The organism is Janibacter indicus (genome assembly GCF_900176385.1).
In the GTDB taxonomy this organism is placed as follows: domain Bacteria; phylum Actinomycetota; class Actinomycetes; order Actinomycetales; family Dermatophilaceae; genus Janibacter; species Janibacter indicus.
Genome location: NZ_FWXN01000005.1, coordinates 93,980 through 119,944, shown reverse-complemented (window position 1 = coordinate 119,944; position 25,965 = coordinate 93,980). Strand labels below are relative to the sequence as shown.

18 protein-coding genes are annotated in these 25,965 nt (G+C 72.3%); 7 read left to right on the top strand and 11 right to left on the bottom strand.

Annotated features, from left to right (window positions below; genetic code table 11):
• Positions 1-59: 59 nt before the first annotated feature.
• The 3 genes from B9B60_RS07235 to glnA form a co-directional block, all read right to left on the bottom strand.
• On the bottom strand, positions 60-1,199 hold the full coding sequence (locus B9B60_RS07235) for an MFS transporter (protein ID WP_072624365.1): 1,140 nt from the start codon (positions 1,197-1,199) through the stop codon (positions 60-62).
• Positions 1,200-1,355: 156 nt separating this feature from the next.
• Positions 1,356-2,870: an acetyl-CoA hydrolase/transferase family protein gene (locus tag B9B60_RS07230; RefSeq protein WP_084450511.1), complete on the bottom strand. Its 1,515-nt coding sequence runs from the start codon at positions 2,868-2,870 to the stop codon at positions 1,356-1,358.
• A 219-nt stretch (positions 2,871-3,089) separates the two neighbouring features.
• The gene (gene glnA / locus B9B60_RS07225; protein WP_084450510.1) at positions 3,090-4,514 is read right to left on the bottom strand and encodes a type I glutamate--ammonia ligase; all 1,425 of its coding nucleotides are present in this window, start codon (positions 4,512-4,514) and stop codon (positions 3,090-3,092) included.
• Positions 4,515-4,722: 208 nt separating this feature from the next.
• On the opposite strand from glnA, the gene B9B60_RS07220 reads away from it, so the two are divergent.
• The 6 genes from B9B60_RS07220 (at position 4,723) to B9B60_RS07190 (ending at position 13,111) form a co-directional block, all read left to right on the top strand.
• Positions 4,723-5,136 (top strand): RDD family protein, encoded by a 414-nt coding sequence (locus B9B60_RS07220; protein ID WP_084450509.1) that lies wholly within the window; start codon positions 4,723-4,725, stop codon positions 5,134-5,136.
• A gap of 71 nt (positions 5,137-5,207) precedes the next feature.
• Positions 5,208-6,443 carry a glycosyltransferase family protein gene (locus B9B60_RS07215; protein WP_084450508.1) on the top strand — a complete coding sequence of 412 codons (1,236 nt, stop codon included), beginning with the start codon at positions 5,208-5,210 and terminating at the stop codon, positions 6,441-6,443.
• On the top strand, positions 6,443-7,732 hold the full coding sequence (locus B9B60_RS07210) for a glycosyltransferase (RefSeq protein ID WP_084450507.1): 1,290 nt from the start codon (positions 6,443-6,445) through the stop codon (positions 7,730-7,732). The genes B9B60_RS07215 and B9B60_RS07210 overlap by 1 nt, the downstream gene beginning before the upstream one ends.
• Positions 7,729-9,018 carry a glycosyltransferase family 4 protein gene (locus B9B60_RS07205; RefSeq protein WP_159451170.1) on the top strand — a complete coding sequence of 430 codons (1,290 nt, stop codon included), beginning with the start codon at positions 7,729-7,731 and terminating at the stop codon, positions 9,016-9,018. The genes B9B60_RS07210 and B9B60_RS07205 overlap by 4 nt, the downstream gene beginning before the upstream one ends.
• Positions 9,015-11,990 (top strand): ABC transporter transmembrane domain-containing protein, encoded by a 2,976-nt coding sequence (locus B9B60_RS17300; RefSeq protein WP_200811177.1) that lies wholly within the window; start codon positions 9,015-9,017, stop codon positions 11,988-11,990. Before B9B60_RS07205 ends, B9B60_RS17300 begins: the two co-directional genes overlap by 4 nt.
• Entirely contained in the window at positions 11,987-13,111 is a 1,125-nt protein-coding gene (locus B9B60_RS07190) for a phosphotransferase (RefSeq protein ID WP_143445481.1), read from the top strand. The genes B9B60_RS17300 and B9B60_RS07190 overlap by 4 nt, the downstream gene beginning before the upstream one ends.
• Positions 13,112-13,135: 24 nt before the next feature.
• Here B9B60_RS07190 and B9B60_RS07185 read toward each other — a convergent pair whose 3' ends face one another.
• Genes B9B60_RS07185 through lipB form a run of 4 tightly spaced genes read right to left on the bottom strand, consistent with a single transcriptional unit; the run spans position 13,136 to position 17,019 of the window.
• On the bottom strand, positions 13,136-14,413 hold the full coding sequence (locus B9B60_RS07185) for a M18 family aminopeptidase (protein WP_084450503.1): 1,278 nt from the start codon (positions 14,411-14,413) through the stop codon (positions 13,136-13,138).
• Positions 14,414-14,469: 56 nt separating this feature from the next.
• Positions 14,470-15,192: a DUF4191 domain-containing protein gene (locus tag B9B60_RS07180; protein WP_084450502.1), complete on the bottom strand. Its 723-nt coding sequence runs from the start codon at positions 15,190-15,192 to the stop codon at positions 14,470-14,472.
• Between the two features lie 37 nt (positions 15,193-15,229).
• Entirely contained in the window at positions 15,230-16,285 is a 1,056-nt protein-coding gene (lipA, locus tag B9B60_RS07175) for a lipoyl synthase (RefSeq protein WP_084450501.1), read from the bottom strand.
• 53 nt (positions 16,286-16,338) lie between these two features.
• Positions 16,339-17,019, bottom strand: a complete 681-nt coding sequence (gene lipB, locus B9B60_RS07170) for a lipoyl(octanoyl) transferase LipB (protein WP_084450746.1) — start codon at positions 17,017-17,019, stop codon at positions 16,339-16,341.
• A 75-nt stretch (positions 17,020-17,094) separates the two neighbouring features.
• Between lipB and B9B60_RS07165 the strand changes: the two genes are divergently transcribed.
• On the top strand, positions 17,095-18,723 hold the full coding sequence (locus B9B60_RS07165) for a serine/threonine-protein kinase (RefSeq protein ID WP_159451169.1): 1,629 nt from the start codon (positions 17,095-17,097) through the stop codon (positions 18,721-18,723).
• A 15-nt stretch (positions 18,724-18,738) separates the two neighbouring features.
• Here B9B60_RS07165 and B9B60_RS07160 read toward each other — a convergent pair whose 3' ends face one another.
• The 4 genes from B9B60_RS07160 to lpdA form a co-directional block, all read right to left on the bottom strand.
• Complete coding sequence (locus B9B60_RS07160) at positions 18,739-19,641, bottom strand: TIGR01777 family oxidoreductase (protein WP_084450499.1); 903 nt, start codon at positions 19,639-19,641, stop codon at positions 18,739-18,741.
• A 1-nt stretch (position 19,642) separates the two neighbouring features.
• Positions 19,643-21,451 (bottom strand): 2-oxoglutarate dehydrogenase, E2 component, dihydrolipoamide succinyltransferase, encoded by a 1,809-nt coding sequence (gene sucB / locus B9B60_RS07155; RefSeq protein WP_084450498.1) that lies wholly within the window; start codon positions 21,449-21,451, stop codon positions 19,643-19,645.
• 43 nt (positions 21,452-21,494) lie between these two features.
• The gene (locus tag B9B60_RS07150) at positions 21,495-24,395 is read right to left on the bottom strand and encodes a glycosyltransferase (RefSeq protein ID WP_084450497.1); all 2,901 of its coding nucleotides are present in this window, start codon (positions 24,393-24,395) and stop codon (positions 21,495-21,497) included.
• A gap of 87 nt (positions 24,396-24,482) precedes the next feature.
• Positions 24,483-25,877, bottom strand: coding sequence for a dihydrolipoyl dehydrogenase (lpdA, locus tag B9B60_RS07145; RefSeq protein ID WP_084450496.1), 1,395 nt, complete (start codon positions 25,875-25,877; stop codon positions 24,483-24,485).
• Positions 25,878-25,965: the final 88 nt, after the last annotated feature.

The window sequence follows — 25,965 nt, the reverse complement described above, 5'->3', positions numbered from 1 at the left end:
TTGAGGTACCGCTGGACCTGGGCCACCGTCCGCGAGCGGTGGTCGAGGTGTGAGGAGCGCTAGCGACGAGCCTCGAGACCCCGTCGCCGCACCGCCAGCGGCAGCGTCAGCAGCGCGAAGACCCCGGTCGCGGCGAGCGCGGTGGAGAAGTCCGCGGCGACCGCGATCGCACCGACGACCACCGAGCCGATGGCCGAGCCGAGGTCGAAGCCGACGTTCCAGATCGAGCTGGCCAGCCCGAGGTGCCGGCGGGTGACCGAGGCGAAGGAGATGAGGAGGGTGAGGTTCTGCAGCGCTCCGTAGGCGCTGCCGAGGAGCAGCGCGCCGAGCAGCAGGACCGGGACGGACTGGTCGTGGACGGCCCAGGCGATCGCGCCGACCCCGAGCACCGTGATGATGACGAAGGGGGCGACGAATCGCTCAGCACCGTGCCGGTCGGCGACGCCACCGATCCACCATCGGAAGATCGCCGCCATGAGCTCCATGAGGGCCAGCGCCGGGATGACGACCGCGGGGTCGCGCACCATCTGCGGGCCGAAGGTGAGGACCGCGCCGCCGGCGATGGTCACGCCGAGCAGCAGGACCATCGGTCGGAGCAGGGTGATCGCGGCGCGGGCGGTGCTCGGCCCGCCCGCGTCAGCGTCGTGGTCACCGGAGGAGGGGAAGTCGTCGAGGACGCGCCCGAGGGCGAAGGCTGCGGGGATCCCGAGCAGGGGAGCGGCGCCGATGGTGAAGACCGGCACGAAGTCGATCGTCTCCGCCACCCACGAGCCGAGGGGCAGCAGCACGACCTGGGGCCCGGCGATCGCCAGGCCGTAGGCACCGACGGCCTTGCCTCGGGTCTTGGGGTCGGACAGCTCTGCGACCGCCGCGCTGCCCGCGACGGTGAGGATGCCGAAGCCCACGCCGCGCACGGCGGACAGGGCGAGGACGGCGGGCAGGGCATCGCTCGCGATGAGACCGAGCGACGGGGCGCCGAGCAGGGCGAGGCCGGCGGCGAGCGCTGGCCCCCAGCCGAAGCGGCGCAGCAGTCCGGGGACGGTGAACTGGGTGAGCACGGTGACGAGCAGCAGCACGCCGTTGACCAGACCGGCGCCGCCTTCGTCGGCACCGCCGTGCACCGCCCACAGGGGCGCCACGGGCATGAGGACGGCGAACCCGCTGAACCCCAGGAAGGTCGCCAGGAGGAGGGAGGGCATCCCTCGCGCGGTCCACACACTGCTCACTGGCAGCAGTCTCTCACCCTCACGTTGGTCGAGGTCCGAGGAGCTCTGCGACGAGCCTCGAGACCGCGGCCGTCTCCTCTCGGTCCCTCAGGAGGCCACCCGCGGACATCTCGAAGGGGCCGGATCCACTCAGCTCTCGAGCATGCTCCCCGTCTCGAGGAAGCGCTCGTGCCAGCTCAGCGCCTCGCCGAGCAGGTGCGGGGTGTGCACGGCGTCGGGCCGGGCGGCCTGCGCGCGGGCGAGGTAGTCGTGCAGCGCGGGGCGGAAGGCGGGGTCGGCGCAGTGGTCGATGATCCGCGGCGCCCGCTTGCGCGGGGAGAGGCCGCGCAGGTCGGCCAGCCCGTGCTCGCTGACGATGATCTGCACGTCGTGCTCGGTGTGGTCGACGTGGCTGGCCATCGGGACGAAGGCGGAGACCTTGCCCCCCTTCGCCGTGGAGGGGGTGAGGAAGAAGTTGAGGAAGGCATTGCGGGTGAAGTCGCCGCTGCCGCCGATGCCGTTCATGATCTGGCTGCCGGCGATGTGCGTGGAGTTGACGTTGCCGTAGATGTCGGCCTCGATCATGCCGTTCATCGCGATGACGCCGAGGCGCCGGACGAGCTCGGGGTGGTTGGAGATCTCCTCGCTGCGCAGCAGGATCCGTCCCTTGTAGCTGCTGATGTTGGAGAGGAAGCGCTCGACGCCCACGTCGGAGAGCCCGAAGGAGGTCGCCGACGCGGCCCGCACGGTCCCGCTGTCGAGGAGGTCGAGCAGTCCGTCCTGGAGCACCTCGGTAAAGGCGACGAGGTTGGTGAACTCGCTGTCGTCCAGGCCCGCGAGCACGGCATTGGCGACATTGCCGACGCCGGACTGCAGCGGCAGGAGCGAAGGGGGGATCCGCCCGGCCCGCACCTCGTGCCGGAGGAAGTCGACGACGTGACCCGCGATCGCTTGCGAGGTCTCGTCGGGCGGGCTGAAGGGGGAGTTGCGGTCGGGCCGGTCGGTCTCGACGACGGCGACGACCTTGGCCGGGTCGACCCGCAGGTAGGGGTCGCCGATCCGCTGCATCGGGTCGGTCAGCTGGATCGGGCGACGGTGCGGCGGCAGCTGGGTGCCGTAGTAGACGTCGTGGAAGCCCTCGAACTCGCGCGGCTGCCAGTGGTTGACCTCGAGGATCACCCGGTCGGCCTGGTCGAGCCAGGTCTTGTTGTTGCCGACCGAGCTGCTCGGCACGAGCAGGCCGTTGGGCAGCACCGCGGTGACCTCGACAACGGCGACGTCGAGGTTGCCGTAGAAGCCGAACCACATGTGCTGGGCGGAGTGGCTCAGGTGCGCGTCGACGTAGTCGACCTCGCCGGAGTTGATGAGCCGGCGCATCGTCGGGTCGGAGTTGTACGGCAGGCGGGAGGAGACCCCCTTCGCCTCGGCGAGGACGCCGTCGGCGTCTGGTGCGGTGGACGCGCCGGTCCACAGCCCGATGCGGAAGTCTTCGCCCCGTGCGTGGGCCGCGATCATCCGGTCGTGCAGCGCCGTCGGCAGCGCCTTGGGGTAGCCGGCGCCGGTGAAGCCGCTCATCCCGACGTTGTCGCCGGGGTGGATCAGCTGCGCCGCCTCCTCGGCGGTGGTGACGCGGGTGGCGAGGACCGGGCAGGTGATGCGGCTCATGCGTGCATCGTGTCAGTTGCCCCTCACGACCCGGACAGAGCCGGTCTCGCACGGCTCCACCCTGAAGGTTGTGTGCTGAACCGGTAGCCGTGGGAGCCGGCAGCACTGATGGGGGCCCGCCGGCTCCCAGGGCTACCGTTTGGACACAGGGCAAGCATGACGAAGGCCCCAGATCCCCGGAATACCGGGGATCTGGGGCCTGTCGCTTGCCCAGTCGGCTCAGATGCCGAAGTACATCTCGAACTCGTGCGGGTGCGGGCGCACCTGCAGGGGGAGCACCTCGTTCTCGTACTTCCACTGGATCCAGGTGTCGATGAGGTCCTGGGTGAAGACGTCGCCCTCGAGGAGGAACTCGTGGTCGGCCTCGAGGGCCTTGAGCACCTCGGGGAGCGAGGTCGGGACCTGCTCGATGGCCTCGTGCTCCTCCGGGGGCAGCTCGTAGAGGTCCTTGTCGACCGGCTCCGGGGGCTCGATGCGGTTCTTGATGCCGTCGAGGCCGGCCATCAGCTGGGCGGCGAAGCACAGGTAGGGGTTGCTCGACGGGTCCGGGATGCGGAACTCGACGCGCTTGGCCTTGGGGGAGTTGCCCGCGATCGGGATGCGGATGCAGGCCGAGCGGTTGCGGGCCGAGTAGACGAGGTTGATCGGGGCCTCGAAGCCCGGGACCAGGCGGTGGTAGCTGTTGGCCGTCGGGTTGGTGAAGGCGAGCAGCGCGGGGGCGTGCTTGAGCAGACCACCGATGTACCAGCGGGCGATGTCGGACAGGCCGCCGTAGCCCTGCTCGTCGTAGAAGAGCGGCTCGCCGTCCTTCCACAGGGACTGGTGGGTGTGCATGCCCGAGCCGTTGTCGCCGAAGATCGGCTTCGGCATGAAGGTGGCCGTGCGGCCCTCCTGCCAGGCCGTGTTCTTGACGACGTACTTGAACTTCATGATGTCGTCGCCGGACTGGAGCAGGGTGTTGAACTTGTAGTTGATCTCCTGCTGACCCGCGGAGCCGACCTCGTGGTGGGCGCGCTCGACCTCGAGGCCGACGGTCTTCATGTTCAGGCAGATCTTGTCGCGCAGGTCGGCGAAGTGGTCCACCGGCGGCACGGGGAAGTAGCCGCCCTTCATGGCCGTCTTGTAGCCCTGGTTGCCGCCCTCCTCCTTGCGACCGGAGTTCCACTTGGCCTCGATCGAGTCGACGAAGTAGTAGGAGCCCTGCGGCTGGGTGTCGAAGCGCACGTCGTCGAAGACGTAGAACTCGGCCTCGGCGCCGAAGTAGGCGGTGTCGGCGATGCCGGTCGACTTGAGGTAGGCCTCGGCCTTGGCCGCGACGTTTCGCGGGTCGCGGCTGTACTGCTCACCGGTGAAGGGGTCGACGATCGAGAAGTTGACGATGAGCGTCTTCTCCTCGCGGAAGGGGTCCAGGTAGGCGGTCTTGATGTCCGGGACGAGCTTCATGTCGGACTCGTGGATGGCCTGGAAGCCGCGGATCGAGGAGCCGTCGAACATCTGGCCCTCGGTGAAGAAGTCCTCGTCGATGGACTCGGCCGGCACGTTGAAGTGCTGCATGATGCCCGGCAGGTCGCAGAAGCGGATGTCGACGAACTTGACGTCCTCGGCCTTGATGAACTCAAGAACCTCGTCAGGGGAGCTGAACAAACCATCCTCCTGGGGTGGGGGCGGCGGGCCGCTCTGACCTGCCGCGTCAACTGTTGGTGACGACTGTAGGCAGGGCCGGTTTCCCGACCATGACCCGAATGTTTCACCGGTGTTACGTGAGACTGGCGTCCCACGGGTTGAGACCAACCCTAGCGGTCGCGGGCCCCACGGTTCAGGAACGTCCACGACCGCCGCATAGGCTGCCCCGGTGAGCAGCAGCACCGGCCGTCCCGCCCCCACCCCGGACGAAGGGGGTGACCATGCCCCGCTGGGGCGCCGCCTCGTCGCGATCGTGGTCGACTGGGTCGCCTGCCTGCTCATCACCCACGGCCTCATCGGCCGGGTCGTCGAGCTGTCGCCGGAGGCCTTCTCCTTCGCCCCGCTCGCCCTGCTCTTCCTGCTCAACCTCGCCGGTGTCACCCTGGGAGGTGCGACCTTCGGTCACCGGCTCCTCGGGCTGCGCGTGGTGCCGATGGCCGGGGAGTGGGTCACCCCCCTTCGTGCCGCCGTGCGGGCCGCCCTGCTGTGCCTGGCGATCCCGGCGATGATCGTCATCTCCGACGACGGCCGTGGCCTGCACGACCGCGCCGCCGGCACGCGGATCGTGCGCGCCTCCCGCTGAACCGCGACGGATGAGGGCTTCCTCATCTCCACTTCACGTTCACCTCACGACGGGCACCCACTGTTGTCCGCGTGACCACGACACCCCGGCGCCGCATCGCCTTCTACTCCCACGACACCCAGGGACTGGGACACATCCGGCGCAACCTCGCCCTCGCCGCCGCCATGGTGGCGGCCGAACCGCGCACGGACGTCCTCGTCCTCACCGGTGCCCCACAGGCGACGTCGCTGCCGCTGCCGCCCAACACCGAGGTCGTCACCGTCCCGACCGTGGCCAAGGACGGCGAAGGGGGTTACGCCGCAGGGACCTTCGCCATGGACCTGTCCGCGGTGCTCGCCCTGCGCTCCGACCTCATCACCTCGGCGCTCGTGGCCTTCGCCCCCGACGTCGTCGTCGTCGACAAGGTGGCCCGCGGCCTCGACGGGGAGCTCGAGCAGGCGCTCGAGGCGCTGCACGACGTGCGCGGCCACACGACGGGGGAGCGACCGCGCATCGTCCTCGGCCTGCGTGACGTCCTCGACGACCCGCTGACCGCGATCCGTGAATGGCGCGAGGCGCGCACGACCCAGGCGATCCGCGACCACTACGCCGAGGTCTGGGTCTACGGCGACCGGTCGGTCGTCGACGTCGTCGCCGACTACGACCTGCCGCGCGCCGTCGCCGCCAAGGTCCGCTACACCGGCTATCTCGCCGAGGGCCGCGGGGAGGGGCTGCTCGCCCCGCGCGACGAGCCGAAGCGGCGTCCGGTCCCCAGGCCCTACGTGCTGTGCATGGTCGGCGGCGGGCAGGACGGCTACGACACCGCGCTCGCCTTCGCCCGGGCCGGCTACCCCGACGGGCACACCGGTGTCATCGTCACCGGCCCCTACATGCAGCCCTCGCTGCGCCGCCGGCTCACTGCGATCGCCGCCGAGCGGGACGACCTGCTCGTGCGTGACTTCGTCACCAACACCCTCGACCTCATCGGCGGCGCCGAGGCCGTCGTGTCCATGGGCGGCTACAACACCGTCTGCGAGGTCCTCGCCGAGGACGTGCCTGCCCTCGTCGTGCCGCGTGTCCGCCCCCGCCAGGAGCAGCTCGTGCGCGCCGAGCGACTGCAGGACCTCGGCCTCGTCGACACCGTGCACCCCGACGACGTCACCCCCGAGCAGCTCGGCGCCTGGCTGACCGCCGCGGTGACCTCGAGCTCCACCCGCGACCACGACGCGGTCGCCCTCGACGGGCTGCGTCGCGTCCCCGACCTCGTCGCCGGGCTCCAGCCCGCCACGGCACCCCACCTCGACGACCTGCAGGAGATGGCCAGCTGATGACCACGACACCCGCCCCCCGCGTCGGCTACGTGCTGAAGATGTACCCGCGCTTCTCCGAGACCTTCATCGTCCACGAGATCCTCCAGCAGGAGGCCGCGGGCACCCACGTCGAGGTCTTCTCCCTTCGCCTGCCGATCGACGGTCGCTTCCACGAGGCCCTCGCGCACGTGCAGGCGCCGGTCACCTACCTCTCCCGGGAGCACAAGGCGAGCCTCTTCTGGTCCGCGCTGCAGGAGGCCGCGCGTGACGTGCCGACGGTCGCCGACCACCTCGACGAGCTGCTCGCCGCGCCCGAGGACGTCGCCCTGGCCGCCGTCGAGCTCGCCGGTGCGGTGCGGCGCTCGCGCCTGGAGCACCTGCACGCCCACTTCGGCTCGATCGCCGCCGACGTCGCCCGTCTGGCCGCCCGGCTCACCGGCGTCACGTGGTCCTTCACCGCCCACGCCAAGGACATCTTCCACGACGAGGTCGACCACGCCTCGCTGGCGACGAAGTTGCGCGAGGCGCACACGACGGTGACCGTCAGCGAGTTCAACCGCACCCACCTGCGCTCCACCTTCGGTGCCGACGCGGACCGCGTGGTCCGGCTGTACAACAGCGTCGACCTGACGGCCTTCCCCTTCGCAGCGAAGGGGGAGACCCCCGGCCCCACCCGCATCGCCGCGGTGGGTCGCCTCGTCGAGAAGAAGGGCTTCGGCGACCTGCTCACCGCCGTGGCCAGGCTCGTCGCGGCGGGCCGCGACGTCCGCGTGGACCTCGTCGGTACGGGCCCGCTCGAGGCCACCCTGCGCCAGCAGGTCGGCGACCTCGGACTCGACGAGGTGGTGACGATGCACGGGGCGCTGCCGCAGTCGCGGGTGCGCGAGATCGTCGCTGCCGCAGACGTCTTCGCCGCGCCCTGCGTCATCGGCGAGGACGGCAACCGCGACGGCCTGCCGACCGTCCTCCTCGAAGCGCTCGCCCTGGGCACGCCGGCGGTCTCGACGCCCGTCACGGGCATCCCCGAGATCGTCCGACACGAGGAGACCGGGCTGCTCGTGCCCGAGGCCGACGCCGCGGCCCTCGCCGATGCCATCGCCGCGACCCTCGACGACCCCGACGCGGCCGCCGAGCGCGCCCGCGCCGCTCGCGCTCTGCTCGAGGCCGACTTCGACTTCCGCGACCACGCGCGTGAGCTGCAGGCGCTCTTCGCCGCCGCCATCGCCTCCCAGGGAGACCGCACGACCGAGGGAGACCGCATTGCCCTACGGCAATGCGGAAACGAGGGCGGGAGGGCCGTGGCATGAAGCGCGTCGCATACGTCTCCACCGACCCGGGCGTCCCCGTCTTCGGGAGCAAGGGCGCCTCGGTCCACGTCCAGGCGGTCGTGCGCGAGCTCCTCCGTCGCGGCACCGAGGTGCACCTGGTCACCGCACGCCTCGGTGGCGACCTGCCCCGGGGGCTGGGCGGTGTCGTCGTCCACGAGCTGCCCCGGATCACCGGCACCCCTGGCCGCGAGCGTGAGGAGTCCGCCCGACGGTCCGCACGCGCCGCTGCCGACGTCCTCGCCCGGGTGCACTCCGACACCCCACTCGACCTCGTCATGGAGCGCTACTCGCTGTGGTCCGACGCCGCGATGACCTGGGCCCGGGCCTGCGACGTCCCCGGTGTCCTCGAGGTCAACTCGCCGCTCGTCGACGAGCAGGCGCAGCACCGGGTGCTCGCCGACCGGGTCGGCGCCGAGGCCATCGCCCGGCGGGCCTTCGACGCGGCCGACTCCGTCGTCGCGGTGTCCGAGCCGGTCGCCCGCTGGGTGCTCGACCGCACCGACAACCGCAACGTCACCGTCGTGCCCAACGGCGTCGACACCCGCTACATCCGGCCGGGTCTCGAGGGTCGGCCGCAGGCGGCCTCCCACCTCGACCAGCGCGGGGAGCCGCGGGCGGCCTCCCACCTCGACCAGCGTGGGGAGCCGCAGGCGGCCTCCCACCTCGACCAGCAGACCCCCTTCGTCATCGGCTTCGTCGGCACGCTCAAGCCGTGGCACGGGGTCGAGGTGCTCGTCGAGTCCTTCGCGCGGCTCGCCCCCACCGACGACGGCACGCGGCTGCGGCTCGTCGGCGACGGCCCGCAGCGGGCGGCGATCGAGGCGCAGGCCGAGCGCCTGGGTGTCGCCGACCGGGTCGACCTCGTCGGCGCCGTCGCCCCCGAGCGGATGCCCGAGGAGCTCGCCCGGATGGACCTGGCCGTCGCGCCCTACCCGCAGCTGCCGGACTTCTACTTCTCCCCGCTCAAGCTCTACGAGTACCTCGCGGCCGGCCTGCCCGTCGTCGCCAGCGACATCGGCCCCGTCGGCGAGGTCCTCGACGGAGGCCACCTCGGGGTGCTCGTCACGCCCGGGGACGTGACCGAGCTCGCCGCCGCGCTCGCCGGGCTACGCAGCGACGCCGCGCTCCGCGCCGAGCTGGGCGACCTCGGACGTCGGGCGGCCGTCAGCCGGCACGACTGGAGCCTCGTCGTCTCCCGGATCCTCACCACGGTGCCGGTGCGACCCCCTTCGCTCGCCGACGACCTGCTCGGGCGGAGCGCATGACCGCTCCCGTCCTGCCCAAGCCGCGCAAGCCGCAGGGCATCCGCGAGGCGGTCCCCGGGCTGCGTCGGCTCGTCCCCCACGTGCGAGCCCACCTGCGGCGCCAGCGCACGCTCATCGCCGGCGGCGGCGTCGCGATGGCCCTCGAGGTCGTCATGCGGCTGCTCGAGCCGTGGCCGATGAAGTTCGTCATCGACGGCGTCATCGGCCACCTCGGTGCCGACCTGTCGCAGGACCAGCCCGACAACCTCCAGCAGGTCCTCGTGCTCGCCTGCCTCGGGCTGCTCGTCGTCGTGCTGCTGCGCGCCCTCGCCAGCTATGCGATGACGGTCTGCTTCGCGCTCGCCGGCAACCGGCTGCTCACCTCGGTGCGCGCCGACGCCTTCGCCCACCTGCAGCGGCTCTCCCTGGGGTTCCACGACCGGGCCCGCACCGGTGACCTCGTGCAGCGGATCACCAGCGACGTCGGCCGGCTCAAGGAGGTGGCCGTCACCGCGGCCCTGCCGCTCGTCGGCAATCTCGCGACCCTCGCCGCGATGCTCGTCGTCGTCCTCGTGCTCGACTGGCAGCTCGCGCTGTGCATGCTCGTCGTCTTCCCGGTCTTCCTGCTCACGGGCCGCACCGCGACCAGCCGCATCCACACCGTCTCGCGCAAGCAGCGCAAGGCGGAGGGTCACCTGGCGACGCTCGCGACCGAGACCCTCTCGTCGATGAAGGTCGTGCAGGCCTACACGCTCGAGCCCGAGATGCAGTCGCGCTTCGCCTCGGACAACGTCAAGACGCTCAAGGACGGGGTCAAGGCCAAGAAGTTGTCGGCCGGCCTCGAGCGCTCCACCGACGTGCTCGTCGGCGTGGCGACCGCGCTCGTGCTCTACGTCGGCGCCCAACGCGTCCTCGCGGGGGCGCTCACCCCCGGCGAGCTCGTCGTCTTCGTCACCTACCTCAAGGCGGCCTTCAAGCCGATGCGGGACCTCGCGAAGTACACCGGGCGCATCGCCCAGGCGGCCGCGTCCGCGGAGCGGGTCGTCGACCTGCTCGAGCAGGAGCCCCGCGTGCGCGACGCCTCCTGGGCCCGCTCCGGACGCCGGCTGCGCGGCCACGTCGAGCTCGAGGACGTCTGGCTGTCCTACGTGCCCGGTCACCCCGTGCTGCGCGGGGTCGACCTGCGGGTGGCCGCGGGGGAGCGGGTGGCGATCGTCGGTCCGTCGGGCGCCGGCAAGTCCTCGCTCGCCGGCCTGCTGTTGCGCATGCAGGACCCCGACTCGGGCACGGTGCGACTCGACGGCTGGGACCTGCGCGACCTCAAGGTCCACGACGTGCGCAGCCAGGTCGCGATGGTCCTGCAGGAGAGCCTGCTCTTCGCCACGAGCATCCGCGACAACATCGCCATGGGCGCCCCCGGCGGGGCGGTGTCGGTGACCGACGAGCAGGTCGTCGAGGCGGCGCGGGTCGCTGGTGCGCACGAGTTCATCATCGCGCTGCCGCAGGGCTACGACACCGTCGTCGCCGAGCGCGGCACGACCCTCTCGGGCGGTCAGCGACAGCGGATCGCCATCGCCCGGGCCGTCGTCAGGGACGCGCCCGTCGTCGTCCTCGACGAGGCGACGACCGGCCTCGACGGTGCCACCGAGGAGGAGGTCACCGCCGCCCTCGACCGGCTCACCGCAGGGCGCACGACGATCGTCATCACCCACGACCTCGACGCGGCCCGCGCCGCCGATCGGGTGCTGTGGATCGACGGCGGCCGGGTCGCCCCGACGAGGTCCTCGCGCGGCACGCCGACGAGCTGGAGGAGGTGGCGAGCGGTGCCCGCCCATGACGCCCACGCGCGGCTGGCTGCGCACGACCCGGCGGTGGGCTCCCTTCGCCTGCTGCTGGGGACCGACGAGCTGGCAGAGCGTCTCGGGACGCCGGTGACCCGGGGGTACCTGCGGTACAAGCCGGGGACGAGCGCGACCGCGCTGCTCGACGTCGACGGCCGGTCGGCCATCGGCTATGCGTGGGGCCCGGCGCGTGAGGAGAAGCGGCACAAGGCGATCCGCCGGGTCAGCGCCGAGGACGTGCTCCTCGACGATCCCGACGCCGGGCTGCTCGTCGTCGACGCGCGCACCGACCGCCACCTCAAGGCCCTGACCACCCGCGTCCGTGCCTGGCCGGGCGGTACCCACACGCTGTCCCACAAGCCGGCCCGTCGCTGGGTCGGGCGCAGCGGTCCCCACGTCCTGCGGGTCTACGCCAGGAGCGGGTACGCGCGGGCGCTTGCCGGCCACGCCGCCGTGCTCGCCGACGGTGGCGGCGGCTCGGGGTTTCGCCTGCCGCAGGTGCTCGAAAGCGACGACGCCGGTCTGATCGTGCTGCGGCACCTGCCCGGCAGCACTCTCGGCGCGCCGGTGGGCGAGCCGGCGCTGCGTCGCCTCGGTGCCTGCCTCGGCGCCTTCCACACGAAGGGGGTGGACCGCGCGGCTCCGTGCGTCGAGCCGCCGGTGGGCACCCATCGTGCGCTGCGTGCGCTGGAGCCCGTCCTGCCGGGTGCCGCCGACGCCGCTGCCGACATCGAGTCGACCGCGCGCGGCTCCCTTCGCCCGGGGCCGGTGGGACTCGTCCACGGAGACCTCTCGCTCGACCAGGTGGTGGCCGACGGTCACGACCTCGGGCTCATCGACCTCGACCGGGCCGGCCGGGGCAACCCGCTCGACGACATCGCGAGCCTGCTCGCCGTGCTCGTCCTCGACCGCCTGTCGGACGGACTCTGCGCGCAGGCGGCACCGGGTGTGGTGACCGAGGCCGCCTCACCCCTTGTCGCCGGACACTCGGCGACGGGGCCGACCGGCCTCGGCGACGACCTCGGGCCGCGGATCGCCCTGCAGCTGCTGGCTCGAGCGCTGGAGCCCTTCCGCGCCGGTCACCCGATGTGGCCGGAGCTGACCGCGCAGGTGCTGGGGGCCGCGGAGGAGCTGGGGAGGTGGCGGTGGTGAGCACGGACTTCGACGAGGTCGTCGCTGGCTGCGCCGACCTCGGGCTGGAGCTCGAGCGGGCCCACCCGCGGCCCGACCGGCTGCACCTCGATCTGCGTGAGGCAGGTCGACGGGTGATCGGTCAGTGGCTGCCCGACGGCGCTGCGGCCGCGCGCACGGCTGGAGCGACGCAGGCGGTGGCGCCCGGCCTGGTCGAGAGGCGGGGCGAGCACCTCGTCCTGCAGCACGGGGGCGCGGACGCTCGTCTGGTCTCGCTCGCCCGGCTCGTCGCCGGCGGCGCCGAGCTCGTCGTGCACCGGCCGGAGCGGCGGGCCGTGGTGCGGGGGGAGTCGGCCGCGGGTCCGTTGTGGACCAAGGCGGTGCGTCCGCGGCGGTCCGGTGATCTCGTGCGGCGCATGCAGGTGGCCGCCGACGTGCCGGGACTGCGTGCCCCGGTCGTCACCGGCTGGGACGAGGGGTGCGGCACGATCACGCTGAGCCACCTGCCGGGACGCACCCTGCACGACCTGCTGCACGGGCCGGTGGTCGACGGGCCGGCCGCCGACGTGGCCGAGCCGGTCGGCGAGGCGGTGGGCGTGGCGGTCGGTGAGTCCGTGCGCCGGCTGCACGACGCCGGCGAGGTCGACGGGGTCGCCGGGCACGACCTCGGCGCGGAGGTCGACGCCACCCGTGGTCTGCTCGATCTCGCCCGTCGCTATCGCGCCCTGCCGGCAGGTCGACTCGAGGTCCTCCACCAGGACGCGGCCCGCGCTGCCGCCGTCGTCGTCGGGGCGGGACGGGTCGGCCGCCGCAGCCTGCTGCACCGCGACCTGCACGACAAGCAGCTGCTCGTCGGCGTCGGCACCGACGGGGGGCTCGAGGTCGGGATGCTCGACGTCGACACCCTCGGGCTCGGGGACCCGGCGCTCGACCTGGGCAACCTGCTGGCCCACCTCGACCTGCGGGTCGAGCAGGGCTGGACCGACCAGGGGAGTGCCCGTGACGTCGAGGCGGGCGTGCTCGCCGGCTATCGACCCGACGAGCGCACCACGCAGGCGGCGGCCGGCTATCGCGCACTCACCCGAGCACGGCTGCGGGCGCTCTACGCCTTCCGGCCGGCGGACCTGCCGACCGGCTGGTGACCCGCCGGTGACCCGTCGAGGGGATCAGCCGCCGAAGTAGGTCTGCGCCACCCGCGACAGGTCGAGCAGGTCGCTCGTGCCGGCGAGCTCGCGCGCCGAGTGCATCGACAGGATCGGGATGCCGACGTCGACCGTGCGGATGCCCAGTCGGGTCGCGGTGATGGGGCCGATGGTCGACCCGCACGGGACGGTGTTGTTGGAGACGAAGTCCTGGCTCGTCACACCGGCGTCGGCGCACCAGCCGCGCCACGCCGCGGAGCCGACGCCGTCGCTCGCGTAGCGCTGGTTGGCGTTGAGCTTGAGGATCGGCCCGGAGCCGAGGACCGGACGCACCTGCGGGTCGTGCTTCTCGGGGTAGTTGGGGTGCACCGAGTGGCCCACGTCGCTGGAGACGCACCACGAGGAGGCCAGCGCCTGCATCCGCTCACCGCGGTCGGCACCCAGGGCGAGACCGATGCGCTCGAGGACCTCCTCGAGGAAGGGACCGCCCGCACCGGAGCGGGTCGCGGAGCCGACCTCCTCGTGGTCGAAGACCGCGAGCATCGGGATGTGGTCGGCCGTGAGGTCGTCGCCGATCCGGGCCATCGCGACCGTGCCGGCGTGGACGCTCGCCAGGTCGTCGAGTCGACCCGCGGCGAAGAAGACGTCGTCCTTGCCGAAGACGGCGCCGCGGGCGCTGTCGGCCGTCACGAGGTCGTAGCCGCGGACCCGCGAGGCGTCGACACCGGCGGTGGCGGACAGCTCGGCGAGCAGGTCGGCGGACTCCGTGGCACCCACGCCCCACACCGGCTGGGTCTGCGTCTGCTTGTCGAGCGCAAAGCGCTCGTTGGCCTGGCGGTCGAGGTGGATCGCCAGCTGTGGCAGCCGCAGCAGCGGGCCGGAGTCGGCGAGCACGACGGTGCCGTCGTCGAGGACGAGCCGGCCGGCCAGGCGCAGCTCACGGTCAAGCCACGAATTGAGCAGGGGGCCGCCGTAGACCTCGACGCCCGCCTGCAGCCACCCGAGGCGCCCGGTCGTGGGCTGCGGCTTGAGCTTGAAGCCGGGGGAGTCGCTGTGGGCGCCGAAGATGCGCACCGGTGTCGTCTCCGTCGCTGAGGTCGGCACGACCCAGGCGATGACCGCCCCCTCGCGCACGACGAGGTAGCGCCCGGGGGCCTGCGGCCACGCATCCGTCTCGAGGAGAGCGGTGAAGCCGGCGTCCTCGAGGCGTCGGGCCACCTCGGCGGCCGCGTGGTAGCTCGACGGGGAGGCGTCGACGAAGGCGGCGAGGTCCTCGGCGTGGGCGGTGGCGGCAGCGGTCACGAGCGGTCTCCCGAGGGTCGACGGTGGTGGCGCCGCGGGCCGGCGCCGCGGGTGGGTCAGCGGCCGCGCAGGGCGCTGCGGTTCATCCGGGCACGGCTCGGGTCGACGCCGGCCGGGACGCCCTGACGGATGCCGGGGAGGGACTTCAGCCGCTTGTTGACGACCGACATCTCCTCCTTGGACAGCGCCGGGCGCAGTTTGGTCAGCGTCATGCGGATCTTGCGCGGGGGCAGCTCGCCCTCACCGGTGCCGACGATGAAGGTGTGCACGGGGACACCGGGGGCGACCCGCGAGACCTTCTTGGTCTCCTTGACGAAGAGCTTGTCGACCCGGTGCTTGGGCCCCTCGCCGAGCAGGACGATGCCCGGGCGACCGAGGGCGCGGAAGACCACGGCGGCGGTGTTGATCTCGCTGGGCTTTGTCGCGTCGGCGGCGACCGGCTCCTGGTCGTAGTACCAGCCGCGACGCAGCGCCGACAGGCCGCCGATGGAGGCGCCACGCTGGCCCTCCATCTGGGCGAAGGCCGCGCGCTCACCGCGACGGGAGAGCACGATCATCGCCGCGAGCAGCGCGAAGGGGATCGCCACGATCAGGGCGAGGATGACGTGGCCGACGAGCAGGCCGATGAGCGTGCCGACGCCGAGCACGACGACGAAGGCGAGGAGCATCCACAGGGTGACCTGGGGGTCGATCGCCTTGATCGTCCTGTAGACCGAGGCGATCCGCTTGAAGGGGTTCTCGCGCTTCGGCTTGGCGGGCTGGTCGCTCTTCTTGGCCATGAGGAGAGAGTCTAGTTGCTCTCGCTGGGTGCCCCGGTCAGCCCTCGGTGCCGGTGGCCGGCTGGTCGAGGATCGCCTGGGCGCGCGACGTGGCGACGAGCGTGGCCGCCTCCTGGCGGGCCGGCTCGTCGATGGCCTCGGAGAGGTGCGAGAGGTGCTCGGGGATCGGCCGACCCCACTTGCGCATCGCGGTCGCGTAGAGCCGTCCGGCACGGTAGCTCGAGCGCACGAGCGGCCCGGCCATGACGCCCTTGAAGCCGATCCCCTCGGCGAGCTCGCTCCAGTGGACGAACTCCTCGGGCTTGACCCACCGGTCGATCGGGTGGTGCAGCTTGGAGGGGCGCAGGTACTGGGTGATCGTGAGGATGTCGCAGCCCGCCTCGTGCAGGTCGCGGATCGCCTCCTCGATCTCGTGGTCCTCCTCGCCCATCCCGAGGATGAGGTTGGACTTGGTGACCAGCTCGGCCTCGCGGGCCATGGACAGCACCTTGAGCGACTTCTCGTAGGTGAAGGCGGGCCGGATCTTGCGGAAGATGCGCGGCACGGTCTCGAGGTTGTGGGCGAAGACCTCGGGGCGGGCGTCGAAGACCTGGCCGACGAGCTCCGGCTTGGCGCCGAAGTCGGGCGGGAGGATCTCCACGCCGGTGTGGGGGTTGAGGGCGTGGATCTGTCGGATCGTCTCGGCGTAGAGCGCGGCGGCACCGTCGGGCTGGTCGTCGCGGGCGACGCCCGTGACGGTGGAGTAGCGCAGGCCCATCTCCTGGACGGACTCGGCGACGCGGCGCGGCTCGTCCATGTCGAGGCTCGTCGGGCGGCCGGTCGCGATGTCGCAGAAGTCGCAGCGGCGGGTGCACACGTCACCGCCGATGAGGAAGGTCGCCTCGCGGTCCTCCCAGCATTCGAAGATGTTGGGGCAGCCGGCCTCCTGGCAGACCGTGTGCAGGCCGGCGCCACTGACGCGGCCACGCATCTGGTTGTACTCGGGGCCCATTTTGGCGGTGGTCCGGATCCACTCCGGCTTGCGCTCGATCGGGGTCTCGGCGTTGCGCGCCTCGACGCGCAGCAGACGACGTCCTTCGGGTGCGACGGTCACGCAGCTCTCCTGGCAATCTCGGTGACCCCGGTGGTGTCCGGAGTCACTCCAGACTACGCCTCCACCCGCTGTGCCGATGCAGCCCCCGTGGTCAGGGGCAGGTCCTCGGTCATCACCTCGAGCAGGTGGGCTCTGGCCGAAGGGAGGATGTCGGCCACCGTGATCTCGCGACCGGTTTCGAGGGCCAGTGTGGAGACGTCGGCATCGGGGATGCCGCAGGGGACGATCGTCTGCGTCCACGACAGGTCGCAGTCGACGTTGAGGCTGAAGCCGTGCATGGCGACGTCGCGCGAGACGCGGATGCCGATCTGGCCGAGCTTGCGGTCGCGGGCACCGTCGATGCCGGGCACCCAGATGCCCGAGCGCCCCGGTACCCGGGTCGCGGTGACGCCGACGTCGGCGGCGACCCGGATCATCATCTCCTCGAGACGGCGCACGTGGGCGATGACGTCACGTCGGCCCGGCAGGTGGGCGATCGGGTAGCCGACGAGCTGGCCTGGGCCGTGCCAGGTGATCTTGCCGCCGCGGTCGACGTCGATGACGGGCGTGCCGTCCATCGGTCGCTCGCGGGGCTCGGTGCGCTTGCCGGCGGTGTAGACGGCCGTGTGCTCGAGCAGCAGGGTCGTGTCCTCGAGCTCGCCGGCGACGACGGCCGCATGGACCCGCTTCTGGTGCTCCCACGCGGTCAGGTAGTCGACGGTGTCTGGCGCGAAGCCGAGCTCCTCGAAACGCATGGCCGCCAGCCTACGCCGCGGCACCCTGTGGATATCTCGGCGGCCGGACCGGCGATCTGGGACAGGCTGGGGCGCATGGACGAGATCCCGCCCCAGGTCCCCGGCTACCGCCTGACCCGCCTGCTCGGGACCGGCTCGACGTCGACGGTTTGGCGGGCCCGGCGCGAGGTCGACGACGAGCTGGTGGCGGTCAAGCTGCTGCGGGGTGGGGCCGACGACGACGCGCTGCGTGAGTGGACGCTGCTCCAGCACGCGGCTGACGAGCACGTCGTCACCCTCCACGAGGTCCTCGACGTCGACACTGACGACGGTCCAGCGACCGCGCTCGTCCTCGAGCTGCTCTCGGGCGGCAGCCTCGGTCAGGTCGTGGCCCAGCGCGGGCACCTGACGCCGGGGGAGACGGTCACCGTCATCGCCCCGATCGCGCGCGCCCTCGCGGGCCTGCACGATCTCGGTGTCGTCCACGGTGACCTCAGCCCGGGCAATGTCCTGCTCGACAGCACCGGTCGTCCCGTCCTCGCGGACCTGGGCTTCTCCCGCCTCACCGGGGAAGCCCCCGGCGACGTGCACGGCACCGACGGCTACGTCGCCCCAGAGGTCCTCGACGGCGAGGAGCCCACCCGGGCGAGTGACGTCCACGCGCTCGGGGCGCTCGCCTGGCTCTGCCTCGTCGGGGCTCCTCCCGGGCACGTCGCCGACCGGCTCGACCTGCGCTCGCACCTGGCCGGCGACGCCGAGCTGGTCGAGGCCGTCGAGTCCTGCCTTGCCGGTGACCCGGCGGCCCGACCGGAGGCCGACGAGGTGGCGGTCGCGGTCTTCGACGCGGCCGTCGCCCAACCCCTGCGCATGACCTCTCCCGGCGACGTCGCCTCGGGTCTGACACGGCGCATCCGCGAGGCCGCCGCCCAGGACGCGGTCGAGACACCGCGGTGGCAGCTCGAGCTGGCCTCCGCCGGCGAGCCCGAGCCCCGCCGCCGGTGGTGGCAGCGACGACCGCCCGTCGACAGCGATGTCGAGGTCCCGCCGGCGTCCTCGCGTCGGGGTCGTCACGCGGCGCCACGTCGCCGTGACGAGCCAGTGGACCTCACCGTCGACCACGAGGCCTCGCAGACCCGGGCGATCGCCCGATCGGCGGCCGAGACGCCGGGTGGTCGCCGGGTCGCCGCTGCCGTCGTGGTCGCGCTGACGCTGGCCCTCGCGGTCGTCGTCCCGTGGCGCCAGCTGGCTGCCGCCGATGACGAAGGGGGTGCCGCCCCGTCGACCGCCGCCGTCACCTCTCCCTCGGGCCAGCAGGTGCTCACCGACCGCGGCGCACCGCGCGAGGCACCGGTGCGTCTGGCCCAGGAGCTGACCTCGATGCGCCAGTCCGTCGTCACCGACCTCGACCCCGTGGTGCTCCGAGCGCTCGACGAGCCGGGGTCGCCGGCCGCCGTGCGCGACCACGAGCTCATCGAGAGCCTCGAGTCGAGCGGGCACCGCTACCGCGGCGTCGAGATGACCGTGCGCACGGCCAGCCTGCAGCGCACGAGCGGCTCGACCGCGGTGCTGAGCACCGTCGTCGACGAGAGCGCCTACGAGGTCGTGGCCCGCGACGGGTCGCGGCAGCAGCGCCCGGCCCGGCGGGGTCAGCAGGCTGACCTCGTCCTGGCCTGGGACGGTCAGCGGTGGCGGGTGCGCGACGTGCGGGCACCCGACGGGCCGTGAGCGGTGCGACCCGGGTCAGGCGATGAGGTCGTCGAGAGCGTCCTCGACGACCCGGTGCCGATGCTCGAAGCCGAGCTCCTGCAACCGCTGCGGCAGCACACGGGCTGAGGCCAGCGCCTCGTCGGCGAACTGGCCGAGCGCCACCCGCATCGCGGCCCGGGGGGCCGGCACGATCGCGGGCCGGTGCAGCCGCCGCCCGATCTCACGCGCCAGGTGGCGCTGGCGGACGGGGTGGGGCGCGGCGAGGTTGACCGGGCCGACGATCGAGGCGTCCTCGACGAGGCGCGTGTAGGCACCCACGACGTCGTCGAGCGAGATCCACGGCGTCCACTGACGGCCCGAGCCCAGTGGCCCGCCGAGCCCCAGCCGGCCGACGCGCAGCATGGGCACGAACGCCCCGCCATGTGTCGCCAGGACGATGCCGGTGCGCGCGTGGGCCACGGGGACCCCGGCTGCGCGGGCCGGGGCGGCCGCCGCCTCCCAGTCGCGCACGACACCGGCGAGGTAGGAGCGGCCGGGGGCAGAGGCCTCGGTCAGCACCTCGTCGCCCCGGTCGCCGTAGAAGCCGACGGCCGACGCGGTCACGAGCCGGGTCGGTCCGGCGCCGGCGGCCACGACGCGGGCGACGAGGTCCGTCCCGTGCACCCGTGAGGTGCGGATGAGCATCTTGTAGGTCGGGGTCCAGCGTCGGTCGCCGACACCGGCGCCCGCGAGGTGCACGACGGTGTCGACGTCGGCGAGGACCGCCGGGTCCAGCTGCCGACGCGACGGGTCCCACGGACGTTCGTGGTCCCCCTTCGGCAGGCGTCGCACGAGGTGGACCACCTCGTGGCCGTCAGCCTCCAGAGACGACGACAGCGCGCCGCCGATCAGCCCGGATGCTCCGGTGATGGCGACGCGCTGTTGTCGTGAGGTCATCTCAGGCCTCGAAGCGGCCTTCCTCCAGACGGGCCTTGACGGTCCCGAGGAAGCGGGCCGCGTCGGCGCCGTCGACGACCCGGTGGTCGTAGGTGAGGGCCAGGTACATCATCGACCGGATCGCCAGCGTCTCCCCACCGTCGTCGGTCGTGATGACGACCGGGCGACGCACGATGGCGCCGGTGCCGAGCATCGCGACCTGCGGCTGGTTGAGGATCGGGGTGTCGAAGAGCGCACCCCGGCTGCCGGTGTTGGTGATGGTGAAGGTCCCGCCCGACAGGTCGTCCGGCGTGATCTTGTTGTTGCGTGTGCGGTCGGCGACGTCGGCGATCGCCCGGGCGAGACCGGCGACGTTGAGGTCACCGGCGTTCTTGACGACCGGCGTGAGCAGGCCGCGCTCGGTGTCGACCGCGATCGAGAGGTTCTCCTGACCGTGGTAGACGATCTCATCGCCCTCGACGCTGGCGTTGATGCCCGGGTGCGCCTTCAGGGCCTCGGCCGTGGCCTGGGCGATGAAGGGCAGGAAGGAGAGCTTGGTGCCCTCCCGCTGGGCGAAGTCGGCCTTCGCGGCGTCGCGCACGCGAGCCACCTTGGTCATGTCGACCTCGACGACCGTCGTCAGCTGGGCGGAGACCTGCAGCGACTCGACCATCCGCTCGGCGATGACCTTGCGCAGGCGGGTCATCTTCTCGCGGGTGCCGCGCTTGGACTGCGGGACGTTGGACTCCAGACCGGCCGGGACGCCCGCGGGAGCCGCAGCAGCGGGAGCCGCAGCCGGAGCGGCAGCGGCCGGAGCAGCAGCCTCCTGCGGCTGGTTCTTCGCCTTGGCGGCGTCGAGCACGTCCTGCTTGCGGATGCGGCCGCCGATGCCGGTGCCCTCGACCTGCGAGAGGTCGATGCCGTTGTCGGCGGCGAGCTTGCGCACCAGCGGGGTCACGTAGGCGGCGGCGTCACCACCGGAGGCGGCGGGCGCCTCCTGCTTCGGGGCCTCCTTGGGCGCCTCCTGCTTCGGCTCCTCCTTGGGGGCCTCGGCCTTGGGCTCCTCCTTGGGCGCCTCCTGCTTCGGCTCCTCCTTGGGGGCCTCGGCCTTCGACTCCTCGGCCTTGGGCTCCTCGGCCTTCGGCTCCTCCTTCGGCTCCTCGGCAGCCGGGGCGGAACCGCCACCGGAGCCACCGACGATCGCCAAGTCGGCGCCGACCTCGACGGTCTCGTCCTCCTGGACGAGGATCTTGGTCAGGGTGCCGGCGACGGGGGAGGGGATCTCGGTGTCGACCTTGTCGGTCGAGACCTCGAGCAGCGGCTCGTCGACCTCGACCGTGTCACCCTCAGCCTTGAGCCAGCGCGAGACGGTGCCCTCGGTGACGGACTCGCCGAGGGCCGGCATGGCCACCGTGGTGCCCTCGCCGTCGCCCGAGGACGAGGCCTCGGCGGCCGGTGCCTCCTGCTCGGCGGGCTCCTCGGTGGCGGGCTCCTCGGCAGGGGCCTCTTCGGTGGCGGACTCCTCGGCAGGAGACTCCTCGGCGGCCGGCTCCTGTGCGGAGTCGTCGCCCGAGTCGGAGGAGGCCGGGGCGTCACCGTCACCGATGACGGCGAGGTCGGCACCGACCTCGACGGTCTCGTCCTCCTCGACGAGGATCTCCTGGATCGTGCCCGCGACGGGCGACGGGATCTCGGTGTCGACCTTGTCGGTCGAGACCTCGAGCAGCGGCTCGTCGACCTCAACCGTGTCGCCCACGTTCTTGAGCCATCGCGTCACGGTGCCCTCGGTCACGGACTCACCCAGTGCCGGCATGGCAACCCGCTCAGACATGCGCCTCTGCTCCTTCTATCGAGATGGGATTCGTCACAGACTCTCACGAGTCGGTGTGCTGTTGTCCACGGGGCCCGCGTCGCGAGGCAGAGATCTCCGCCTCGCGACGACGCAGCTCGTCCTCGTGGCGGCGCCACGACGACTGGTAGGAGACATAGCCGTCGACCCACGGCTTCTGGCCGCCGGCCCAGTGGATGATCTTGGGGTCCACGACGTCTTCCTGGGAGGGGCGGGCATTCCACCCGGGGGCCAGGCTCAGCCGGTCGGCGCCGACGTAGACGTTGAGGATGTGCTGGTCGTGCATGCCGAAGTTGTTGGCATACGGCAGGAAGCGCTCGCAGAAGTTGTCCGCGCGCATCCGGGCGAGGTCGAGCACCATGATCCCGGCGTTGAAGCCGACGAAGTCGAAGCGGTGCCGACGGGTCTCGCGGCGGATGAGCTCCGACCCCATGCCCGGAGCCAGCTCCTTGAGCGAGGCGGGGTTGAAGATGTTGGTGTAGCCGCTCTGCATCGAGCTGGCCTCGGAGTCGCGGGCGGCGATCGCCGTGCCCTGCAGGTCCGTCTCGTAGAGCTCGGCGATGTCGGCCACGGGCAGTGCGTCGATGTCGTGGTAGACGACCCGGTCAACGTCGGTCAGCAGCTCGGGCAGCACCAGGCGGTCCATGGTCGAGACGGTGATGTGCGGGATCATCGCGTGGATGTCGCCGTAGGTCACCTCGTCGCACGGCCACCACGTGAAGGACACCGTCGGGAAGAGCGCGGCCGCCCGGTCGAAGTCGGCCTGCTCGTGCTCACGGACCAGGACGTTGAGGTGGATCGGCCGGCTCGCGTGCTCGACGAGCCCGTCGACGACGACGAGGAACTGGTCCTTGAGGTTGCCGTCGAGGGCCAGGACGATCTCCATCTCGTCACCGGCCGGTGCGTCCTGGGTGCGCGGCACGTCGACACGGCCGGCGCGGATCGTGGCGACTGCCTCGTCGATGTCCACGAGCGAAGGGAGCTCCACCTCCTGCTCGTGGCGAGCTCGGGCGGCGGCGACGCGCTCGGCAGTCACCTCGGTCCACGCCTCCCGGACGGTGGCCTCGTCCTCGCCGCGCAGGATCGCGGCCATGACGGGCTCGAGCAGGTCGGCGATGCCCTTGCCCATCTCGAAGACCTCGTCGTCGGTGAGCGGCGCCAGACCGGCGAAGCGGATGTCGGAGGGGTTGCGCGGCGAGAAGTCGACGGCGCACCCGAGGCTGCGGGCCGGCAGGTAGGCGTGCAGTCGCCCGGTGACGACCTTGCCGTAGGCACTCGCGTAGTCGTCGAGGCTCGACAGCGCCGTGCGCAGGTTGTCGACCATGCCGGCAGCGCGCACGTCGGGGCGCTCGTTGCGCACGCGCAGGGCCCCCTTGGGAGCGGGCAGGTCGATCCACACGGTCGGGGCATCGGCCGGCCGCGCGGGCGTCTCGTCGGGGCGCACGTAGCGCACCGTCGTCGTCAGGCACCCGGAGAAGAAGGCCGGGATGCCCTGGCCGAGCAGCAGGTCGACGGTCGAGTGGTCGCGGCAGCCGATCGGTGCGTGGGCCTTGAGGTGCTCGATGGTCTCGTCGGTGAGCAGTGCCCGCTTGTTGAGGTGGAAGGAGACGTAGATCGGCCGCAGGTGCTCCGGGAAGGGGAAGTCGTGGCGCACGCCGCCGAGCTTGTGGGCGTACCAGCCGAAGGCGATCATCCAGGTGCCCTCGGGCACCTGTGAGTAGCTCGAGGCGTCGCGGTCGACCTGGTGCACGCTCACCTGCGCCTCCGGCGAGTCGACCCGCAGGTCCGCCGGGACCCGCGCCTGCAGGTCCCGGGCGAAGCGCCCGAGGTCGCTGTCGTCGAAGCGCGCCCCGGTGTGCCGCACGAGGTGCGACATCGACGCGATGGTCTGGACGTAGTCCCCGATGTTGCTCGAGGTGTTGCGCGGGTCGGGCTGGTCGTAGCCGATGACGCCGATCGAGACATTGCCCTCGGCGGCGGGCGAAGGGGAGGCCGGTCCGGCAGCGATGCGGGGCGCCCAGCGCGCCATCCAGGTGCGGTCGATCTCGAGCACCGTCGCTTCGTCCTCGGAGAGCTCGCCGCCGGCGAGGTCCTCGGCGGCGGCCGTGTCGAAGCGCTCGGCCAGACGGGTGCACAGGTCACCCAGCCCCAGGCCCATGGCGCGCCGGGTGAGGGTGAGCCACGTGTGCGCGCTCAGCGGCCCGGTGTGCGCCAGGGCGCGCTCCACGGCCGAGCGGGCGAGTGTGGCGTCGTGCTGACCCGCGAGGAGGACGTACTCGCTCGGCGCGTGCTCGAGCCACACCTCGTCGGGCAGCGTCGACAGCCGCTCCCAGGCGAACTTCGGCAGACCCATCTGGTGCGCGATGAGACCGGTCGCGAGCGCGCCCGCCTGCCGGGTGGGCTCGTTGTCGTAGAGCCACTGGGCGATCTGCCGGGCGACGGTCACCTGGGGCGAGCCCTGGGCGCCGCGCACGAGGTCGGTCACCGCGGCCTCGAACCCGCGCCCGGTCGCCAGCGTCGTGGCGAACCTGGCGCGCGTATTGAGCCACTTCAGCTCGCGCTCCTGCTCCCTGCGGACCTCGGCCTCGGGTGCCTTGCCGGGCGCCGGACCAAGCTCGCTCGGCAGGCGGTGGCCGCCCGCGGCGGCGAGGAGCCCGCGGTGGGCGTAGCCGAGGCCGCTGGCACGCTCGCTCGCGGCGTCACGACGCTGCTCGGCCCGGCGCACCTCGGCCTTGAGCGAGGAGACCTGCTCGCGCGCCTCGTCGCGCTGCTCACGGGCCCGATCACGCTCCTGACGGGCACGCTCCAGTCGCTCCTTGGTCTCGTCGAGGCGGCCACGGACCTCGTCGACCCCGCCGACCTTGGCTGCGGTCTGCTTGGTGAGGCGCTTGGCGGCGCGGGGCAGTGAACGAGGGTCGGGGCTCATGTCTCTCCGGGGTCGCTGAAGGGTGTGCGGACCAGACTAGGACGGCGGGCGTCGGGATGCGTCCGACGCGCCGCCGCCCTCGCGGGATCAGGCGTGCGCGTGCAGCGGCCGCCCGGCGGCGAGCATGGCCGCCTCGCCGAAGGCCTCGCCCTGGCTCGGGTGGGCGTGGACCAGGGGGGCGATGTCCTCGGGGTGGGCCTCCCACCCGACGGCCAGCTGGGCCTCGCTGATCAGCTCGCTCACACCGAGCCCGACCATGTGCACGCCGAGCACCGGACCGTCCTTGGCCCGCACGAGGGTCACGGACCCGGTCGTGCCCCGGATGATGCTGCGGCCGTTGCCGCCCAAGGGACAGGTGACGGTCTCGACGTCGTGACCGGCCCCCTTCGCCGCGTCCGTCCCCAGCCCGACGGAGGCGATCTCGGGGTCGCAGTAGGTCACCTTGGGGATCGTCACGTCGTCGACCGGCGCCGGGTCGAGCCCGGCGAGGTCCTCGGCGACGAAGATGCCGTGGGCGAAGCCGCGGTGGGCCAGTTGCAGGCCGGGCACGAGGTCGCCGACGGCACGCACGCCCTCGACGCTGGTCCGCAGCCGTTCGTCCGTCGGCACGAAGCCACGGTCGACGGTCACCCCCGCCTCCTCGAGGCCGAGGCCCTCGCTGCGCGGGCCCCGCCCCACGGCGACGAGGACGAGGTCGACCTCGAGCGCGTCGCCACCCTCGAGGTGGACCACGGCGCGCTCGTCGTCGGCCTCGACGGAGGCGACCCGGGTGGACGTCTTCGCCGTGATGCCCCGCTTCTTGAACTCACGCGTCAGGTGCTTGGAGATCGACGGCTCCTCGGCAGCGACGATCCGGTCGAGCGCCTCGACGACCGTCACCTCCGCGCCGAAGCTGCGCAGCATCGACGCGAACTCGACGCCGATGACGCCACCGCCGAGGACCGCGACGCGCTGCGGGATCGTCTCGAGGTTCATCGCCTGGTCGCTCGTCATCACGCGGGGGCCGAGCTCGACGCCCGGGAGGGTGCGAGCGTACGAACCGGTCGCCAGCACCACGGTCTTCGCGCTGACCGTCCGGACGCCCTCGGCGGTCTGGACCGAGATCGTGGAGGCGTCGACGAGTCGGCCACGACCGGCGACGACCTCGATGCCGGCCTGCCCGATGAGACCCGTCAGGCCCTTGTACAGCTGACCGACGACCTTGTCCTTGCGGGCGTGCAGGGCCGCGGTGTCGATGCCCTCGAAGCTCGTGAGAACCCCGTGCGCCGCCCCGGCGCGGGCGCCGTCGGCCAGCTCGGCCGCGTGCAGCAGCGCCTTGGTCGGGATGCACCCGCGGTGCAGGCAGGTCCCGCCGATCTTGTCCTCCTCGACGAGCGCAACCTTCATCCCGAGCTGGGCGGCGCGCAGGGCGCAGGCATAGCCGCCGCTGCCGGCTCCGAGGATCACGAGGTCGAAGGGGGTCGAGGTCGCGGGGTCTGCCACGAGATGCTCCTTTGCACGGGGGTGTGTCCGGGGTCACGGACCGGCCCCAGCGTAAGGGGTCCGCATGGCCACGTCGGCAGCCGCGGGG

Coding starts and splice junctions, on each gene's coding strand:
- B9B60_RS07160 (WP_084450499.1), bottom strand. CDS start 19,641: ATGACCTCACGACAACAGCGCGTCGCCATCACCGGAGCATCCGGGCTG.
- B9B60_RS07180 (WP_084450502.1), bottom strand. CDS start 15,192: ATGGCCAAGAAGAGCGACCAGCCCGCCAAGCCGAAGCGCGAGAACCCC.
- sucB (WP_084450498.1), bottom strand. CDS start 21,451: ATGTCTGAGCGGGTTGCCATGCCGGCACTGGGTGAGTCCGTGACCGAG.
- B9B60_RS07230 (WP_084450511.1), bottom strand. CDS start 2,870: ATGAGCCGCATCACCTGCCCGGTCCTCGCCACCCGCGTCACCACCGCC.
- B9B60_RS07165 (WP_159451169.1), top strand. CDS start 17,095: ATGGACGAGATCCCGCCCCAGGTCCCCGGCTACCGCCTGACCCGCCTG.
- B9B60_RS07205 (WP_159451170.1), top strand. CDS start 7,729: ATGAAGCGCGTCGCATACGTCTCCACCGACCCGGGCGTCCCCGTCTTC.
- B9B60_RS07210 (WP_084450507.1), top strand. CDS start 6,443: ATGACCACGACACCCGCCCCCCGCGTCGGCTACGTGCTGAAGATGTAC.
- B9B60_RS17300 (WP_200811177.1), top strand. CDS start 9,015: ATGACCGCTCCCGTCCTGCCCAAGCCGCGCAAGCCGCAGGGCATCCGC.
- B9B60_RS07150 (WP_084450497.1), bottom strand. CDS start 24,395: ATGAGCCCCGACCCTCGTTCACTGCCCCGCGCCGCCAAGCGCCTCACC.
- lipB (WP_084450746.1), bottom strand. CDS start 17,019: ATGCGTTTCGAGGAGCTCGGCTTCGCGCCAGACACCGTCGACTACCTG.
- B9B60_RS07235 (WP_072624365.1), bottom strand. CDS start 1,199: ATGCCCTCCCTCCTCCTGGCGACCTTCCTGGGGTTCAGCGGGTTCGCC.